Source organism: Subtercola sp. YIM 133946 (assembly GCF_036553535.1).
Taxonomy (GTDB): Bacteria; Actinomycetota; Actinomycetes; order Actinomycetales; family Microbacteriaceae; genus Subtercola.
This window is the reverse complement of sequence record NZ_JAZHPE010000012.1, coordinates 1-16,899: the sequence shown is the minus strand read 5'-3', so window position 1 is coordinate 16,899 and position 16,899 is coordinate 1. Positions and strand designations below refer to the sequence as shown.

Sequence of the window (16,899 nt, the reverse complement as noted above, 5' to 3'; positions counted from 1 at the left end):
ACATGTCGATTTTTCTGAACAAAGACTCCAAGGTCATCGTGCAGGGCATCACCGGCGGTGAGGGCACCAAGCACACCGCCCTCATGCTGAAGGCCGGCACCCAGGTGGTCGGCGGTGTCAACGCCCGCAAGGCCGGCACCACCGTCAGCCACACCGACAAAGACGGCGCCGCCGTCGAGCTGCCTGTCTTCGCGAGCGTCGCCGAGGCCATCGAGAAGACCGGTGCAGACGTGTCGATCGCGTTCGTTCCCCCGGCGTTCTCGAAAGACGCCATCGTCGAGGCCATCGACGCCGAGATTCCGCTGCTCGTCGTGATCACCGAGGGCATCCCGGTGCAAGACTCGGCCGAGGCCTGGGCATACGCCAAGGCCAAGGGCAACAAGACGCGCATCATCGGCCCGAACTGCCCCGGCATCATCACTCCGGGCGAGTCGCTGGTGGGCATCACGCCGAACAACATCACCGGCAAGGGCCCCATCGGCCTCGTCTCGAAGTCGGGAACACTGACCTACCAGATGATGTACGAGCTGCGCGACCTCGGTTTCTCGACCGCGATCGGCATTGGCGGCGACCCCATCATCGGCACCACGCACATCGACGCCCTCGCCGCGTTCGAGGCCGACCCCGAGACAAAGGCGATCGTCATGATCGGCGAGATCGGCGGCGACGCAGAAGAGCGTGCGGCCGACTTCATCAAGGCCAACGTCACCAAGCCGGTCGTCGGCTACGTGGCCGGCTTCACGGCTCCCGAGGGCAAGACGATGGGCCACGCCGGCGCCATCGTCTCGGCCGGCGCGGGCACCGCGCAGGGCAAGAAGGAGGCCCTCGAGGCCGCCGGGGTCAAGGTGGGCAAGACGCCCAGCGAGACCGCGCAACTGCTGCGTGAGGTGTACGCGAGCCTGTAGGCCCGCGCGAATTGCGACGCCCCGCGTGACGGCCCTCCATTGCGGTGGGGGGCCGTTACGTTTGTACTGATGACGATCGGAGACCCCGCGTGACGGCTGACGCGCCCTTTTCCAACGCCAGCGACCCCAGCGACCCGAGCGACCCCCGCGACCTCGGTGCCCCCATCGCCACGGGCCCGACAGGTACCCGCGGCGCCGCACCCATGTCGCGCTACCGCCGCGCCCGCACCCGCATCGTCACTCCGCAGGCCATCTATGGCACTCTGCTGGTCAGCGCCATCATCGGCACAGCCGCCGACGACGAGAGCGACCTCGAGGTTCTGATCACGACCGTCGGCACCGTTCTGGTCTTCTGGATCGCCCACGTCTTCGCCGAGAGCATCGCGCACTACGGCACCCCGAAGGCCATCGGCCTGCCCATGATCGCCTCGCTGAAGCACAGCCTGAACACCGCCGCCGGCCTGCTCTACGCGGCGCTGATACCCTGCCTCTTCCTGCTCTTCGGGGCCCTCGGCCTGATGCAGGAGAGCGTCGCCTACCGCATCTCGCTCTGGCTGCCGGTGCTGCTGCTCGCGGCGCTCGGCTGGTTCGCCTTCGCCGACCGGGGCAGCGTGTGGTGGGTTCGCATTCTCGGGTCGATCGTGACCGGCCTGCTGGGTGTGTTCGTCATCATTCTGAAGATCGCCTTCCACTGATGAATCGACCCACCACGTGAACCGCCCCACCACGGCTCTGCTGGCCGCGCTCGACGCACTTCTATCTGTGGCCATCGGCCTCGGCATCCCGCTCGTCATGCTCACCATTCTCTGGGCGGTGCAGTTCGACCTCGCCGTCGACTGGACGTCGTTCTGGCGCGCGGCCGCAGATTTCTGGATGCTCGGCAACGGCGTCGACCTGCTGGTGTCGATCGACCCGCAGACCGCGGCGCAGCTCGGTCTCGAACAGGCCGCCGTGCCGTTCGAGATCGGCATCGCCCCGCTCGGTTTCGCCCTGCTCACCGTGCTGCTCGGCCGTCGCTCGGGCCTGCGCCTCGGCCAGTCGCCTCACCCTGTGCTCGGCACCGTGACCGGGGTGCTGACGGTCGGGGTTCTGGCCGCGCTCATCTGGAGCACCGCGCAGTCGGCGACCGCCGTGCCGTCGCTGCGGCAGGCCGTCGTGCTGCTTCCGCTGCTCTACGGCGTCGGCGCGGTCATCGGCGCCTGGAGCACACTGCTGCGCCTGCACGCCCCCTTGGCCGAGTGGGTGCTCGACCAGACCGACCGCCTCTCTGACGAGGTGCGCACCCTGGCGGCGGTCGCCCTGCGCGGGGGAGCGATCATGGCCGCGGCGATGGTCGCGGCGGGTGCGCTCGCCGTGTCGCTGCTGCTGGTCATCCACTATTCGACCGTGATCTCGCTGTACGAGTCGCTGCAGTCGGGCATCGCCGGCGGCGCCGCGCTCACCCTCGGCCAGATCGCGGTGATGCCGAACCTCGCCATCTGGGCGGCGAGCTGGCTGCTCGGCCCCGGTTTCGCGCTCGGCACCGGCTCGTCGGTGTCGCCGCTCGGCACCCAGCTCGGACTCATTCCGTCGCTGCCGGTGTTCGGCGCCCTGCCGCAGGGGTCGCCCCTCGGCTTCGTAGCGCTGATCGTGCCGGTGGTCGTCGGGCTGGTCGTGGCGGCGGTGCTGCGCGGCCGACTGCCCTCGCCCGCAGCGTTCTCGCTGCGCGAGGCGGGGCGGATGCTCGGCACCGGTGTCGGCATGGGAGTGGTGGCGGCCACCATCCTGTCACTGCTCGCCATGTGGTCGGGCGGCGCACTCGGACCGGGGCGACTGGCCGACGTGGGGCCCGACCCGGGCGCGGTGTTCCTCTGGGCGCTCGTGATCTTCGGCGTGACGGCAACGATCGGCCTGCTGGCCAACGGCATGCGCGGCCGCGGTGGCGTGACGGGCGCGCCGCGCGACGCGGATGCCCGCGGCACGGCCGCCCGCGACAAAGCCGCCCGCGACAAACTCACCGTCGACAAACCCTCCCGCGGCACGGCCGCCCCCGAAGCACCGGCCGACCCCGCGCCCCCCGCCGACGGCTCGCAGGAGAAGGCCACCTCGCCCCGGTAAGCTTTCAGGGTGCTTTCCCTTGTCGTTCTGATCTCGGGCGGCGGGTCGAACCTCCGTGCCTTGCTCGAGGCGACGGCAGACGCCGACTTTCCCGCGCGCGTCGTGGCGGTCGGCTCCGACACCGACGCTCCCGGTCTCGAGCACGCCGAGGCCTTCGGGGTTCCCTCGTTCACGGTGGTGCCGACGGCGTTCGCCGACCGGGCCGCGTGGGGCGATGAGCTGCTGGCGCAGGTCGAGGCCTGGTCGCCCGACCTCGTGGTCTGTGCGGGTTTCATGCGCATCCTGCCGCCACGTTTCGTGGCAGCCCTCTCGCCGAACCTGATCAACACGCACCCCGCCCTGCTGCCCGCCTTTCCCGGTGCGCACGCGGTTCGGGATGCACTGGCCGCCGGCGTGACCCAGACCGGGGTGACCGTGCACATCGTCGACGAGGGCGTCGACACCGGCCCGGTGCTCGTGCAGCAGGCCGTCGAGGTGCTGCCCGGCGACACCGAGCACGAGCTCCACGAACGAATCAAGACGGTCGAGCGGGCGCTGCTCGTCGCGGCCGTGCGCGACATCGCCACCACTGCAGAAGGAGTCAGACCATGAGCGGCCCCCGCCACGACCCGTCACTTTTCCACCACCGCGACCTGGTGCCCATCAAACGCGCCCTCGTGTCGGTGAGCGACAAATCCGGCCTGGTCGAGCTGGCCGCGGCGCTCTCTGCCGCCGGCGTCGAGATCGTCTCGACCGGTTCGACCGCGAAGACCATCGCCGCCGCCGGTTTCGCCGTCACCGAGGTCAGCTCGATCACCGGCTTTCCCGAGTCGCTCGACGGCCGCGTCAAGACGCTGCACCCCTCGGTGCACGCGGGCATCCTCGCCGACCTGCGGCTCGAGTCGCACATCGCGCAGCTGCAGCAGCTCGAGATCCAGGCCTTCCAGCTCGTGGTCGTGAACCTCTACCCGTTCTCTGAGACCGTCGCCAGCGGCGCCCAGGGTGACGACGTCATCGAGCAGATCGACATCGGCGGCCCGGCGCTGGTTCGGGCATCCGCCAAGAACCACGCCAACGTCGCGATCGCCGTGTCGCCGAACACCTACCCGCAGATTCTCGAGGCACTCGAGACGGGCGGCACCTCGCTCGCCACGCGTCGCCAGCTCGCGGCCACCGCGTTCGCGCACACCGCGGCCTACGACACTGCGGTCGCCACCTGGTTCGCCGAGCAGCTCGGCGCCAGCTCGCTGCCCGTCGAGGGCGTGTTCGACCCCACGGCCCCGCTGGCCTCCGGCGGCTTTCCGAAGCTCATCGAGCGCAGCGTGGCTCTCTCGCACACCCTGCGCTACGGCGAGAACGCGCACCAGGCCGCGGCGCTCTACCTCGAACAGAACGGCCGCGGAATCGCCCAGGCCGAGCAATTGCACGGCAAAGAGATGTCGTACAACAACTTCGTCGACGCCGATGCCGCCCTGCGCGCCGCCTTCGACTTCGCCGAGCCGGCTGTGGCGATCATCAAACACGCCAACCCGTGCGGCATCGCGGTCGCCTCGTCGTCGGCCATCGATCCCATCGCGTCGGCGCACCTGCGGGCCCACGAGTGCGACCCGGTGTCGGCGTTCGGCGGCGTCATCGCGGCGAACCGCACGGTCACGCTCGGCATGGCCGAGACGGTGAGCGAGATCTTCACCGAGGTGCTGGTCGCACCCGACTTCGAACCGGATGCCCTGAAACTGCTCGAGAAGAAGAAGAACCTTCGCCTGCTGCGCCTGCCCGTCGACTACGCCAGGCCTGCCGTCGAACTCAAACAGATCAGCGGGGGCCTGCTGGCCCAGCAGGCCGACTCGTTCGCCGGCTACAGCACCGCGAGCTGGCAGCTGGTGTCGGGCGAGCAGGCCGACGCCCGCACGCTGGCCGACCTCGAGTTCGCCTGGGTCGCCTGCCGCTCGGTGAAGTCGAACGCCATTCTGCTCGCGACCAACGGCGCCTCGGTGGGTGTCGGCATGGGCCAGGTGAACCGCGTCGACTCGTGCCAGCTGGCTGTCAGCCGTGCGGGCAGCCGCGCCTCCGGGTCGGTCGCCGCCTCTGACGCGTTCTTTCCCTTCGCCGACGGGCTGCAGGTGCTGCTCGACGCCGGCGTGAAGGCCGTCGTGCAGCCCGGCGGTTCGGTTCGCGACGACGAGGTCATCGAGGCGGCCGTGAAGGCCGGCGTCACCATGTACTTCACCGGCGAGCGCCACTTCTTCCACTAGAGGCGCCCCTTCACAAAGCGCCCCTTCTCCACGAGCAGAGAGTCACACCCATGTTCAGGCCCCGCATCATCGCTGCGTCGATCGTCTCGGCGGTGGTCGTCGCGGCCATCGCGCACCTCGCGATGCTGCTGTCGTTCTTCATCGTCAAGGGTTTCGATCCGGCGGTCTTCCCGGTCGTCAACGCGTTCTTCGTGCCGCAGACGCTGTTCGTGCTGCTCTTCTCGGCGGTCTTCGCCTGGGTCGGAGCGTACCGACGCTGGTACCTGGCGCTCGCAGCCGGGCTGGTCTCGGGTGTTCTGGCGGCGCTGATCGGAACGGGCATCCCGCTTCTCGCCCAGGGCAACGCGCTCGACTCCGACGTGATCGACTACCTGGTCGCAAGCCTCGTGGGCATCAACCTGGTGTTCGTGCTGGTGGTCATCCTGTGCTGGGCGACGATCGGCCGGCGCGTGTTCTTCGGCATCGCGCAGTCGGATGCCCGTGCCACCCCGGCCGCGATCGAACGCCGTGTGGCGATCATCCGTCGCCCGCCGGCGACCCTCGCCGACGGCCACGTGACGCACATCGACAAGACCGACATCGACCTCGACCTCGCCGACGAGCAGTGGGAGTCGTACGTCTCGGTGCTCGAGACGGCGGGGTGGACGACGGTCGAGGTCGACGTGGCGCACAACCTCGCCGACTCGGTGTTCGTCGAAGACGCCGTGGTGATCTTCGACGACGTCGCCGTCATCACCAGCCCGGGCAGCGAGCACCGCGTCGAAGAGACCGAGGCCGTGGAGAAGACCGTGCTCGAGATGGGGCTGAAGGTCGCCCGCATCGCCCAGCCGGGCACGCTCGACGGCGGTGACGTTCTGAAGGTGGGCTCGACGGTGTACGTCGGCCGCAGCGGCAGAACCAACGCCGAGGGCATCCATCAGCTGCGGCACATCGTCTCTGCGCTCGGCTACACCGTGGTCGCGGTTCCGCTCACGAAGGTGCTGCATCTGAAGAGCGCCGTGACCGCGCTGCCCGACGGAACGGTGATCGGCTACCTGCCACTCGTCGACGACCCGAAGATCTTCGATCGCTTCCTGAGCGTGCCCGAAGAGGGCGGTGCCCACGTGGTCAAGCTCAGCGACGACACGGTGCTGATGGCCACGTCTGCACCGAAGACGGCCGAACTGATCGAGAATCTCGGCTACCGCGTGATCGCCGTCGACATCAGCGAATACGAGAAACTCGAGGGCTGCGTCACCTGCCTCTCGGTGCGAGTGCGCTGACGAGGTTGCCCGTCGCGCCCAGACGTGTGTAGCCTGAAAGGCTGCTCACTCTTCGACCCGACCCGCTTTCACCGCGCCCGCGCCCGGCCCACAAGGCCACCCCACACACGCACCTCTCGTTTTAGGACTCACGTTCATGCCTGCCTCACAAAGACAGTTGACGTTCCGCACGCTCTGGCGTCTCTACGCCTACGCCAAGCCGGCGATGCCGCGCATCTACCTCGCCATGGTCGTCTCGCTCACCGCGAGCCTGGTCTCGCTCGCCATTCCGCAGGTTCTCGCCGTGCTGATCGACGGGCCGCTCGCCGACGGCGACTCGTCCGAGATCTGGCCGGTGGTGCTGATCGTGCTCGTCCTCGGCGTGCTCGAGGCCGTGCTCATCGCGCTGCGCCGCGTTCTGGTGCTCACCCCCGGCACGCACATCGAGGCCCGCATGCGCAACGGCCTCTACACGCACCTGCAAGACCTGCCGGTCAGCTTTCACGACCGCTGGCCGAGCGGCCAGCTGCTCTCGCGCGCCGTCAGCGACCTCAACCTGATCAGGCGCTGGCTGTCGTTCGGTATCGTCATCATGGTGGTGAACGTGGTGACCATCTTCATCGGGTTCGCCGTGCTGATCAGCATCAACTGGGTGCTGGGGTTGATCTTCCTGGTCGCGTCGATTCCGGTGCTCGCCTACAGCTACGTGTTCGAGGGGCGGTACTCCGAGGCGGCGCGGCGCAGCCAAGACCAGGCCGGCGACCTGGCCACGGCCGTCGAAGAGTCGGTTCACGGCATCCGGGTGTTGAAGGCGTTCGGGCGCGGCAGCTTTGCGCTGAAGAAGTTCGAACGCCAGGCCGAGCAGCTGCGCGGCACCGAGATCGAGAAGGCGAAAGCCATAGCGAGCATCTGGCTGTGGCTGCTGCTGATTCCCGACGTGGCGTTCGCCGTCTGCCTCGTGGTGGGTGTGTGGCTGGCCTCCACCGGCCAGACCTCGGTGGGCGAGCTGGTCGCGTTCTTCGCCACCGGCACCGTGCTGCTCTTCCCCGTCGAATCGATGGGGTACTTCCTCGCCATGACGTTCGACGCGAAGACGGCGACGGCGAGGTTCTTCGACGTGCTCGACTCGGTGAACACCATCGAAGACCCGGCGAACCCCACGGTCATCCTGAACCCACGCGGCCAGCTGACGTTCGACGATGTGCACTACCGGTACCAGGATGCGCCCGACCGTTTCACCGACCTGCTCGACGGCATCGACCTCGTCATCGAGCCGGGCGAGACCATGGCGCTCGTCGGGCTTACCGGTTCGGGCAAGACCACACTCACGGCGCTGACCACGCGGCTGTACGACGTGAGCTCGGGGGCGGTGCGGCTCGACGGCGTCGACATTCGCGAGCTGACCAGGTCTGACCTGCGCACGAACATCGCCATGGCGTTCGAAGACGCGACGCTGTTCAGTGCCTCTGTGCGCGAGAACGTGGTTCTCGGGCGGCCGGAGGCGAGCGATGCCGAGGTGGCCGAGGCGCTCGAGATCGCCCAGGCCGGGTTCGTCTACGACCTGCCCGACGGGCTCGACACCCGGGTGGGCGAAGAGGGTCTCAGCCTCTCGGGTGGCCAGCGCCAGCGCCTGGCGCTCGCGCGTGCCATCGCGGCCAAACCGCGCGTGCTGGTGCTCGACGACCCGCTGTCGGCGCTCGACGTCGACACCGAGGCGCTGGTCGAAGCCGCGCTTCGCCGGGTGCTGGCCTCGACCACCGCCCTCATCGTGGCGCACCGCCCCTCGACAGTCGCGCTCGCCGACCGGGTCGCCCTGCTCGAGGCGGGCCGTGTCACGGCGGTCGGCACGCACGCCGAGCTGCTCGCGACGAGCGACCACTACCGATTCGTGATCTCGAGCTTCGAAGAGGAGGTGTCGGCATGAGCGAGAGCGCTGTCGAAGGCGTCGGCGGTGAAGAGCGCAACGACTTCACCAAGGCCGAGAGCGCCCAGATCAGGTCGCGCTCGCTGCGCCTGCTCGGCTCGCTGCTGCGCCCCGAGCGGTCGCGCCTCGTCGTGAGCCTGGTGGTCGTGGTGATCAGCACGGCGGCCCAGGTCGCCGGGCCGGCGCTGATCGCGTACGGCATCGACACGGGGCTGCCGGCGCTGCTGGCCAACGACTGGATGCCGCTGGCCCTCGCCGGCGTCGCCTACCTGCTCGCGGGCATCGTGGGCGCGGTGCTGATCTCGTGGTTCACGGTGCTCACCGCGCGCATCTCGCAGGCGATTCTGCTCGACCTGCGCAAACGCGTGTTCGTGCAGACCCAGAGACTGAGCCTCGAATTCCACGAGACGTATACGTCGGGGCGCATCATCTCGCGTCAGACGAGCGACCTCGACGCGATTCGCGAGCTGCTCGACTCGGGCATCAACCAGCTCGTGCAGGGTCTGCTCTACATGCTGTTCATCGGCATCGCGCTGTTCGCCCTCGACTGGGCGAGCGGGGTCATCCTGGTGATCTCGTTGGTGCCCCTGCTGATTCTGACCCGCTGGTTCCAGCTGCGCTCGCAGAAGATGTTCCGCCTCACCCGGGTGGCGTCGGCGAAGCTGATCGTGAAGTTCGTCGAGACCATGACGGGCATCCGTGCCGTGCAGGCCTTTCGCACTGAGAAGGCGAACGATGCCGAGTTCGCCGGGCTGACCGAAGACTACCGGTCGTCGAACTCCCGCGTGATCAGGCTGTTCGGAATCTTCGACCCAGGGCTGGTGCTCATCGGCAACGTGACGGTGGCCGTCGTGCTGCTCGTCGGGGCGTTTCGAGTCGTCGACGGTCAGGTGGCCGTCGGGGTGCTGCTGGCCGCGGTGCTCTACACACGCCGCTTCTTCGACCCGATGGAGGAGATGGCGATGTTCTACAACTCCTACCAGTCGGCGGCCGCGGCGCTCGAGAAGATCTCGGGGGTGCTCGAAGAGCAGCCCAGCGTGCCCGACCCGGTGAAACCGGTCGACCTGTGGAGCTCGAACGGCGAGGTCGACTTCGACGGGGTCGAGTTCTCGTACCAGAACGGCCGGGTCATCCTGCCGCGCTTCGACCTGCGCATCCCCGCCGGCCAGACGATCGCGCTGGTGGGCTCGACGGGCGCCGGCAAGTCGACGCTCGCGAAGCTCATCTCGCGGTTCTACGACCCGACCGAGGGCCGGCTGACGCTCGACGGCATCGACCTGCGCGACCTGCACCCGAAAGACCTGCGGCGCGCCATCGTGATGGTCACCCAGGAGGCCTACCTGTTCTCGGGAACCGTCGCCGACAACATCGCCATCGGCAAGCCGGGGGCGTCACTCGACGAGATCATCGCGGCGGCCAAGGCGGTCGGCGCGCACGACTTCATCGAGGCGCTGCCGAACGGCTATGAGACCGACGTCGACAAACGCGGCGGCCGGGTCTCGGCAGGCCAGCGCCAGCTCGTGTCGTTCGCCCGGGCGTTCCTCGCCGACCCCGCGGTGCTCATTCTCGACGAGGCGACCGCGTCACTCGACATTCCGAGCGAGCGGCTGGTTCAGGATGCGCTGCAGACCCTGCTCGCCGACCGCACGGCCGTGATCATCGCCCACCGTCTCTCGACCGTGGCGATCGCCGACCGCGTTCTGGTCATGGAGCATGGGCGCATCATCGAAGACGGAACGCCGGCCGACCTGATCGGCGGAACCGGCCGGTTCGCCCAACTGCACGCCTCGTGGCGGCAGTCGCTGGTGTAGCTGCTGCGCGGGTGCGGTTGAGCTGCTGCGCAACTCCCGCGGTTCTGCTGTCGAGCGGCGAGCGCTAGGGGGTCCAGGCGTAGTAGAAGCCGTCTTGGGCGAACAGGTGCCACGGGCCGTTGCAGACCACGCCGACACCGTCGTTCATCGCCTGTGGCCACCACGTCTCGTTGAGGGCCGCGGTGGCGTCGGTCTTGACGTCGGGGTCGCTGGCCGCGTCGCAGCCGGTGAAGGTCGGTGCGGTGTTGGTGGCCTGGAACATCATGATCGAGGCATTCTTCGTCTCGTCGGTCTTGATGCGGATGTTGACGGCATCGGCGGGAACCCACGCCGGCAGGGCCACGTTCGAGGCCGCACCGGCCGCGTCGGCGGGCGACGCATAGATGGCTGCGGCGAAGGGCGGCGAGACCACGTTGGCGATGGCGCAGCCCGAGAACAGCGACGTGCCGACAACCGCGATCGCACAGACGGCAAAGACACGGCGCATCACAGTTCGTTGGCTTTCCACACTGCCACAGCGTAGTCGACGCGGTAGCCGCAACCTGTAGGCGAGCTTAGAAGAGGGGTGTTCTCGGCCTCGTAGTGCCGCCGGGCATCCGTTTCGAGCCCGCGGGGTGGATGCCCGCCGCTGCGCACCACGCGCCACCACGGATGCATACCGCCCGACCGCGCCATCACGGTGCCGACCGCCCGCGCAGCGCGCGACCCGAGCAGGGCTGCGACGTCTCCGTAGGTCAGCACCGACCCGGGCGGAATGGCGTCGACGAGTTCGAGCACGAGCGCGCCGAAATCGGCGGCGGCGGGCGCGTCCGCGGCGGGCGCGTCGTCAGCGAGCACTGCGTGGCGGCGCTTCGGGCTACAGGTTCAGCGCGGCGATGGTCTCGCCGTACTGCGTCTCGCCGATGGGCTCGAAGCCCACTGCGAAGAAGAACGCCTCGGGGCCGTCGGCGCCCGGCTCGAACATGACGGTGAGCCGGTCGAAGCCGCGAGACCGCGCCTCGTCGGCCAGCGCCGTCACGGCGAACCGGCCGATTCCGCGGCCCTGGGCGCTCGCCGCGACGTTCATGCGCCAGATGCAGCCGCGGAACTCGTCGTGTGGGCTGTCGGGGTCGAAGTTGCCCATGATGAAGCCGACGACCTCGTCGTCGTCGAGCACGACGCGCGGCCACGCGGTCGACGGATTGACGTAGGCCTCGGCGATGGAGTGCGAGACGGGTGCGACGAACTGCTCTTGCCCGGGCTTCAGCGTCAGCGTGTTGGCGGCGACGATATTGTCTGCCGACAATTCTTCGAGTCTCAGTTCACCCATGCACTCAGGGTACTGGGATGCCCGGGGCCGCGCCACACGCCACAGGCGAACATCGGGCGTCGCGCCTGAGAGACCGGTCAGCAAAACTGTCTCTACGTCGAGATACTTCTCAATGCGGGTAAGCTACTCCTTGGCTTTGTTTACGGGCTGAGACGGCCCAACCGGGTAAGGAGTTTGAATGTCGAAGATCCACGTTGAAGGAACGGTCGTCGAGCTTGACGGCGACGAGATGACCCGCATCATCTGGCAGTCGATCAAAGACACGCTGATCTACCCCTACCTCGACGTCAACCTCGAGTACTACGACCTCGGCATCGAGCACCGCGACGCGACCGACGACCAGGTCACCATCGACGCGGCCAACGCCATCAAGAAGCACGGTGTGGGCGTGAAGTGCGCCACGATCACGCCCGACGAGGCGCGTGTCGAAGAGTTCGGCCTGAAGAAGATGTGGAAGAGCCCGAACGGCACCATCCGCAACATCCTCGGCGGCACGATCTTTCGCGAGCCCATCATCATCTCGAACATCCCGCGCCTGGTTCCCGGCTGGAACAAGCCGATCATCGTCGGCCGCCACGCGTTCGGCGACCAGTACAAGGCCACCGACTTCCGTTTCGAGGGCAAGGGCACGCTGACCATCTCGTTCGCGCCCGAAGACGGCAGCGAGCCGCAGTCGTTCGAGGTCTTCCAGTCGCCCGGTTCGGGTGTGGCCATGGCCATGTACAACCTCGACGAGTCGATCCGCGACTTCGCCCGCGCCTCGCTGGCCTACGGCCTCGCCCGCAAGTACCCGGTGTACCTGTCGACCAAGAACACCATTCTGAAGGCCTACGACGGCCGCTTCAAAGACCTCTTCCAGGAGGTCTTCGACGACGAGTTCGCCGCGGCGTTCGCCGAGGCCGGCATCACCTACGAGCACCGTCTGATCGACGACATGGTCGCCGCCGCCCTGAAGTGGGAGGGCGGCTACGTGTGGGCCGCCAAGAACTACGACGGCGACGTTCAGAGCGACACCGTCGCCCAAGGCTTCGGTTCGTTGGGCCTGATGACGAGCGTGCTGTTCACGCCCGACGGCAAGACCGTCGAGGCCGAAGCCGCGCACGGCACCGTGACCCGGCACTACCGCCAGCACCAGGCCGGCAAGCCCACGTCGACCAACCCGATCGCGTCGATCTACGCCTGGACCCGTGGGCTCGCCCACCGCGCCACGCTCGACGACAACGCCGAACTGGCGACCTTTGCAGTGACCCTCGAAGACGTCGTCATCAAGACGGTCGAGTCGGGCGCGATGACGAAAGACCTCGCGCTGCTCATCGGCCCCGACCAGCCGTACCAGACGACCGAGGAGTTCCTCGCGACGCTGACCGAGAACCTGGCGGCCCGCCTGGCCTAGTCTTTCGCTAGAACGTGCGCGCCGACTCGGTGCGCGGTGTCGTCTGGGTCGTCGGTTCGCCGGCGGCCCAGACGTCTTTCACCACCCAGTCGGCGTCGAGCAGCACCACGTCGGGTGCGAATCCGGGCGCGAGATAGCCGAACACGTCGTCGAGGCCCAGCGCTCGGGCGGGCGACGCCGTCACCGCGCGAACGGCGAGCACCGGGTCGATGCCGGCATCGAAGACGGCGGAGCGCAGTGCGGCATCCTGAGTCAGGGTCGAACCCGCGATCGTGTCGGTGCCGCTCAGCCGTGCCACGCCAGCTGTCACAGTGACGGCCAGGTCGCCGATCGCGTAGTCGCCGTCCGGCGCCCCCGCCGCAGCCATGGCGTCGGTGACCAGCAGAATGCGCTGCGGCGCCGAGAAGAAGGCGATGCGGGCGACCTGCGGGTGCACGTGCACGCCGTCGAGAATGAGTTCGAGGGCCACCCGAGGGTCGCTGAGAGCGGCGGTCACGGGGCCCGGCTCGCGGTGCCGGATGCCCGGCATGGCGTTGAAGGCGTGCGTGAGCAGCGTGGCGCCGCGGTCGAACGCGGCCTGCGCCAGGGCGAAGTCGGCCGTGGTGTGGCCGACGGCCGCCACGACCCCGTCACCGGTGAGCTGCTCGATCGCGTCGAGGGCGCCGGGCAACTCGGGAGCGAGCGTCAGCTGCAGGAGGGTGCCTCGCGCGGCGTCGACGAGGTCGGCGATCTGTGCGGCATCCGGGGTTCTGAGATGGTCGGGGTGATGGGCGCCGCGGTTCTCCGGTGACAGGTACGGGCCCTCGAGGTGCGAACCCAAGACCAGCGGGTCACGCTCGATGAGGTCGGCGACGGCGGCGAGACTGGCGTGCAGGGCGTCGAGCGGGTTCGTCACCAGGCTGATCACCGAGCGGGTGGTTCCGCGCCGGCGGTGCGTCGCGAGTGCGGCGGTGATCTCGCCGGGGCCGTCGTCGAAGGCGTGGCCGCCACCGCCGTGGGCGTGTACGTCGATGAAGCCGGGTGTGGCCACTCGCCCTGTGGCGTCGACGACGGTTGCGCCGGGCGCGGTGCCCCAGCCATACCAGCCGTTGCCCGTGCCGGTGGCGAGAATGGCCTGGGGGCTGAACGCGATCCAGAAGTCGTCGACGATGCCGTCGGCGTCGATCTTCGTCGCGCCGTGGATGACCACGCTCATTCGAACTCTTTGCGACCCGAGATGACCCCGCTGATCACGGCGACGACCCCGAACACGATGGCGACGATGGGCTGGCCCATCACGAGCCAGCTCAGTGCGGCAGAGCCCATGATGACGATCTCGACGAGAGCCTTGCCGAACGGGTCGAGGGTGATGACCGCCCTCGGCGAGCGGAACAGCCCCCACAGCACGATGGCGAACAGCGGGGCGCCGATGCCGAACACGAAGTTGAGCAGCGGCGGCCACGAGACGAAGCCCCACAGGCCCAGTGAGAAGAAGGCGAAGAGCTCGAGGAGGAAGCGCAGCACGTCGTTCGGGCCGATGCGCACGGGCTGGGTGGCTTGCTGGTTCACGACTGCAATGCTACTGCGGGGCGCTGGGGGCGCCCGCAGGCAACGGCTGCCGTACCATGGGAGTTGGTCGACGGATATCGTGCGGCCCCGGGCGTGAAACTGTCGACTGCCCGCCGCTGCATGCAGAACTGGTTCACTCGTGACGACTTCCGTCAAAACTCCTTCGTCTTCTTCGCGCCCCTTTCCCACCGGCGGTCTGGTCATCCTCGCCGTCGCCGTCTTCACCAGCGTCACTGCCGAGATGATCCCCACCGGGCTGCTGCCCGAGATGAGCACCGAGCTCGGGGTCACCGAGTCGCAGATCGGCTTCCTGGTCACGTTCTTCGCGCTCGCGGTGGTGCTCACCAGCGTGCCGCTGGTGTCGCTGACCCGCCGGTTCTCGCGGCACTCCCTCGTCGTGGTCGTGCTGCTCGTGGTGTCGGCGGCGGCGCTGTTCTCGGCGCTCGCGCCCGACTACGGCTGGCTCGCGGTGGCGCGCATCCTCGGCGGTGTCGCGCACGGGCTGTTCTGGGCGGTGGTGGGCGCCTACTCGGGCCACCTCGTCGCCAAGGAGCAGGTCGGTCGCGCTGTCGCCATCATCACGTCGGGCGGAACGCTCGCCATCGTGTTCGGCGTGCCCCTCGCCACGGTCGTCGGGCAGGCGTTCGGGTGGCGCGCGCCGTTCGTGGTCGTGGCCGTGCTCGGGCTGTGCTCTGCGGTGCTGATTCTGCGCTTCCTGCCGCGGGTGAGCGTCGAGGCTGCTCCCAGCCGGCGGGCCGGTCGTTCACCGGGCGCCGAGCGGGCGCCGCGCGATGCCACCATCGGCGGGGTCGTACTGATCTGCATCACGACGGCGACCATCATGGTGGGTCACTACGCGCTCTACACCTACATCGCGCCATTCCTGACGACGCAGGTCGGCATTCCGGCCGACCGCATCGGCGCGGTTCTGTTCGTCTACGGTGCCGGCGGGGCGGTGGGTCTGCTGCTGGTGGGGTTGTTGTTCAGCCGCCGGCCCATGCTCGGCATCGTCATCGGAGTTGCGGCGACGGTCGTGGCGGTGGCCGCCCTGGCCTTCCTGTCGGGCAGCGTTGCGCTCTCGATCAGCGCGCTCGTCGTGTGGGGTGTCGCCTTCGGCATGCTCCCGTCGCTGCTGCAGTCGCGGCTGCTGCACGTGGCGTCGGCGCAGGTGCGCGACACGGCGGTGGCGTTCTTCTCGTCGTCGTTCAACATCGGAATTGCGACGGGCGCCGTCATCGGCGGCTTCCTGCTGTCGAACTACGGCCTGATGGCGCTGCCCGTCGGCGACCTCGTGCTGCTTCTCGCGTCGCTTGTGCTGCTGTTCGGTTCGGTCGTCGCGTCGCACCGTCGTCGCGCCCGTGCCAGGGTCGGTGCCGCCGGTGCCGCCGGTGCCGCCGGTGTGGCCGGTGGTGAGCGGGGGGTCGCCGCGGATGCCGCCTCCGGAGCCGCGCGCACCGACGACCTCCACGTCGAGGCGATGGCCGGCGCCGAGCTCGCCGGGGCTCAGCTCTTCGAGGGCCAGGTGCTCGAGGGCAGGCTGCTCGAGGGCCAGGTGCGTGAGGGCCAGTCGGTCGAGGGCCAGGTGCGTGGGTGCAAGCCGCTTGAGGGCCACGCGCCCGACGGCCACGCGCCCGACGGTCACGCGTTCGGGTCGAACGACACCGAGACCGAGCTGGTCGGCCCGAAGCGTCCCGTCGACGGATCGCTGTAGCGCAGCGAGATGTCGACCACGCCTGCCGCGGTCGGCGCCGGCAGCGTGACCAGGGTCGAGCCGGTGCCGTCCGCGTCGAGCTGAATGCTGGCGGCGCTCGCGGTGAGCGGTGTGACCGTCGCAGGTGCCGGGGGCGCGCTGACTGGAGCGCTCTTGGCGGTTGCAGAGGCCGCCCCGGCCGCGACCGGTGCGTCGATGAGCACGGCGATGAGCCCGCCCGGGTCGCCGGCGGCCGTGACCACGAACGAGGAGCTGCTGATCGTGGCGCCGGGGTTCGGCGAGACGATCTGCAGCCCGTCGAGTGCAACGCTCGTGGGCGCGGTCAGCCCGGATCGTGACCCGTCGGCCCGAGTCTCACGCACCGCGAGCTGGTGCTGCCCGAATTCGAGCCCCGGATACTCGCTCGCCGCGAACACCCCGCTCGCTGCGTCACACACCAGCCGCGCCACCACTGGTGCGCCCGCCGCCCCCACGTCGATCACGTCGACGGTCGTTCCGGGCTCCGCCACCCCGCTCAACCCCGGGTACACCCGGTGCGCCCCATCCACGCTGAACACCGCCGTCGGCACCGGCACCACTGCCGGTGTGCTCGTGGGCGGTGGCGTCGCTGTGGGCGTCGGGACGGGGATGATGGTCGGGGTGGGTGCGGGGGTCGGGGTGGGCACCGGTGTGGGCGTCGGCGTGGGGGTGGGCACCGGTGTGGGCGTCGGCGTGGGGGTGGGCACCGGT

General features: G+C 68.9%; 15 protein-coding genes and 1 pseudogene. 10 read left to right on the top strand and 6 right to left on the bottom strand.

Annotated features, from left to right (window positions below; genetic code table 11):
* Positions 1-2 precede the first annotated feature (2 nt).
* The 8 genes from sucD (at position 3) to V3W46_RS03060 (ending at position 10,209) form a co-directional block, all read left to right on the top strand.
* The gene (gene sucD, locus V3W46_RS03095; protein WP_331781630.1) at positions 3-905 is read left to right on the top strand and encodes a succinate--CoA ligase subunit alpha; all 903 of its coding nucleotides are present in this window, start codon (positions 3-5) and stop codon (positions 903-905) included.
* 89 nt (positions 906-994) lie between these two features.
* Positions 995-1,600 carry a hypothetical protein gene (locus V3W46_RS03090; protein ID WP_331781629.1) on the top strand — a complete coding sequence of 202 codons (606 nt, stop codon included), beginning with the start codon at positions 995-997 and terminating at the stop codon, positions 1,598-1,600.
* A gap of 16 nt (positions 1,601-1,616) precedes the next feature.
* Positions 1,617-3,002 carry a cell division protein PerM gene (locus V3W46_RS03085; protein WP_331781628.1) on the top strand — a complete coding sequence of 462 codons (1,386 nt, stop codon included), beginning with the start codon at positions 1,617-1,619 and terminating at the stop codon, positions 3,000-3,002.
* Between the two features lie 9 nt (positions 3,003-3,011).
* Positions 3,012-3,593, top strand: coding sequence for a phosphoribosylglycinamide formyltransferase (gene purN / locus V3W46_RS03080; protein WP_331781627.1), 582 nt, complete (start codon positions 3,012-3,014; stop codon positions 3,591-3,593).
* Complete coding sequence (gene purH / locus V3W46_RS03075; protein WP_331781626.1) at positions 3,590-5,233, top strand: bifunctional phosphoribosylaminoimidazolecarboxamide formyltransferase/IMP cyclohydrolase; 1,644 nt, start codon at positions 3,590-3,592, stop codon at positions 5,231-5,233. The genes purN and purH overlap by 4 nt, the downstream gene beginning before the upstream one ends.
* A gap of 50 nt (positions 5,234-5,283) precedes the next feature.
* Positions 5,284-6,495 carry a dimethylargininase gene (ddaH, locus tag V3W46_RS03070; protein WP_331781625.1) on the top strand — a complete coding sequence of 404 codons (1,212 nt, stop codon included), beginning with the start codon at positions 5,284-5,286 and terminating at the stop codon, positions 6,493-6,495.
* A gap of 136 nt (positions 6,496-6,631) precedes the next feature.
* Positions 6,632-8,398, top strand: a complete 1,767-nt coding sequence (locus V3W46_RS03065) for an ABC transporter ATP-binding protein (protein WP_331781624.1) — start codon at positions 6,632-6,634, stop codon at positions 8,396-8,398.
* Positions 8,395-10,209, top strand: coding sequence for an ABC transporter ATP-binding protein (locus V3W46_RS03060; RefSeq protein ID WP_331781623.1), 1,815 nt, complete (start codon positions 8,395-8,397; stop codon positions 10,207-10,209). The genes V3W46_RS03065 and V3W46_RS03060 overlap by 4 nt, the downstream gene beginning before the upstream one ends.
* A gap of 64 nt (positions 10,210-10,273) precedes the next feature.
* Here V3W46_RS03060 and V3W46_RS03055 read toward each other — a convergent pair whose 3' ends face one another.
* Genes V3W46_RS03055 through V3W46_RS03045 form a run of 3 tightly spaced genes read right to left on the bottom strand, consistent with a single transcriptional unit; the run spans position 10,274 to position 11,518 of the window.
* The gene (locus V3W46_RS03055; protein ID WP_331781622.1) at positions 10,274-10,696 is read right to left on the bottom strand and encodes a hypothetical protein; all 423 of its coding nucleotides are present in this window, start codon (positions 10,694-10,696) and stop codon (positions 10,274-10,276) included.
* On the bottom strand, positions 10,696-11,046 hold the full coding sequence (locus V3W46_RS03050; RefSeq protein ID WP_331781621.1) for an MGMT family protein: 351 nt from the start codon (positions 11,044-11,046) through the stop codon (positions 10,696-10,698). The genes V3W46_RS03055 and V3W46_RS03050 overlap by 1 nt, the downstream gene beginning before the upstream one ends.
* Before the next feature lie 19 nt (positions 11,047-11,065).
* Positions 11,066-11,518: a GNAT family N-acetyltransferase gene (locus tag V3W46_RS03045; RefSeq protein WP_331781620.1), complete on the bottom strand. Its 453-nt coding sequence runs from the start codon at positions 11,516-11,518 to the stop codon at positions 11,066-11,068.
* Positions 11,519-11,696: 178 nt separating this feature from the next.
* Here V3W46_RS03045 and V3W46_RS03040 point away from each other — a divergent pair, with 178 nt between their 5' ends.
* Positions 11,697-12,911 (top strand): NADP-dependent isocitrate dehydrogenase, encoded by a 1,215-nt coding sequence (locus tag V3W46_RS03040; RefSeq protein WP_331781619.1) that lies wholly within the window; start codon positions 11,697-11,699, stop codon positions 12,909-12,911.
* 7 nt (positions 12,912-12,918) lie between these two features.
* Here the strand turns inward: V3W46_RS03040 and nagA are convergent, their stop codons facing one another.
* Together nagA and V3W46_RS03030 are read right to left on the bottom strand one after the other, a co-directional pair.
* A complete protein-coding gene (gene nagA, locus V3W46_RS03035) occupies positions 12,919-14,106 on the bottom strand; it encodes an N-acetylglucosamine-6-phosphate deacetylase (RefSeq protein ID WP_331781618.1) in 1,188 nt (395 codons plus the stop codon).
* Positions 14,103-14,459, bottom strand: a complete 357-nt coding sequence (locus tag V3W46_RS03030; RefSeq protein ID WP_331781617.1) for a YrdB family protein — start codon at positions 14,457-14,459, stop codon at positions 14,103-14,105. The genes nagA and V3W46_RS03030 overlap by 4 nt, the downstream gene beginning before the upstream one ends.
* 139 nt (positions 14,460-14,598) lie before the next feature.
* On the opposite strand from V3W46_RS03030, the gene V3W46_RS03025 reads away from it, so the two are divergent.
* Complete coding sequence (locus V3W46_RS03025) at positions 14,599-16,170, top strand: MFS transporter (protein ID WP_331781616.1); 1,572 nt, start codon at positions 14,599-14,601, stop codon at positions 16,168-16,170.
* Here the strand turns inward: V3W46_RS03025 and V3W46_RS03020 are convergent.
* Positions 16,098-16,899: pseudogene (locus V3W46_RS03020) on the bottom strand (hypothetical protein); the annotation flags it as partial. The gene V3W46_RS03025 and the pseudogene V3W46_RS03020 overlap by 73 nt on opposite strands.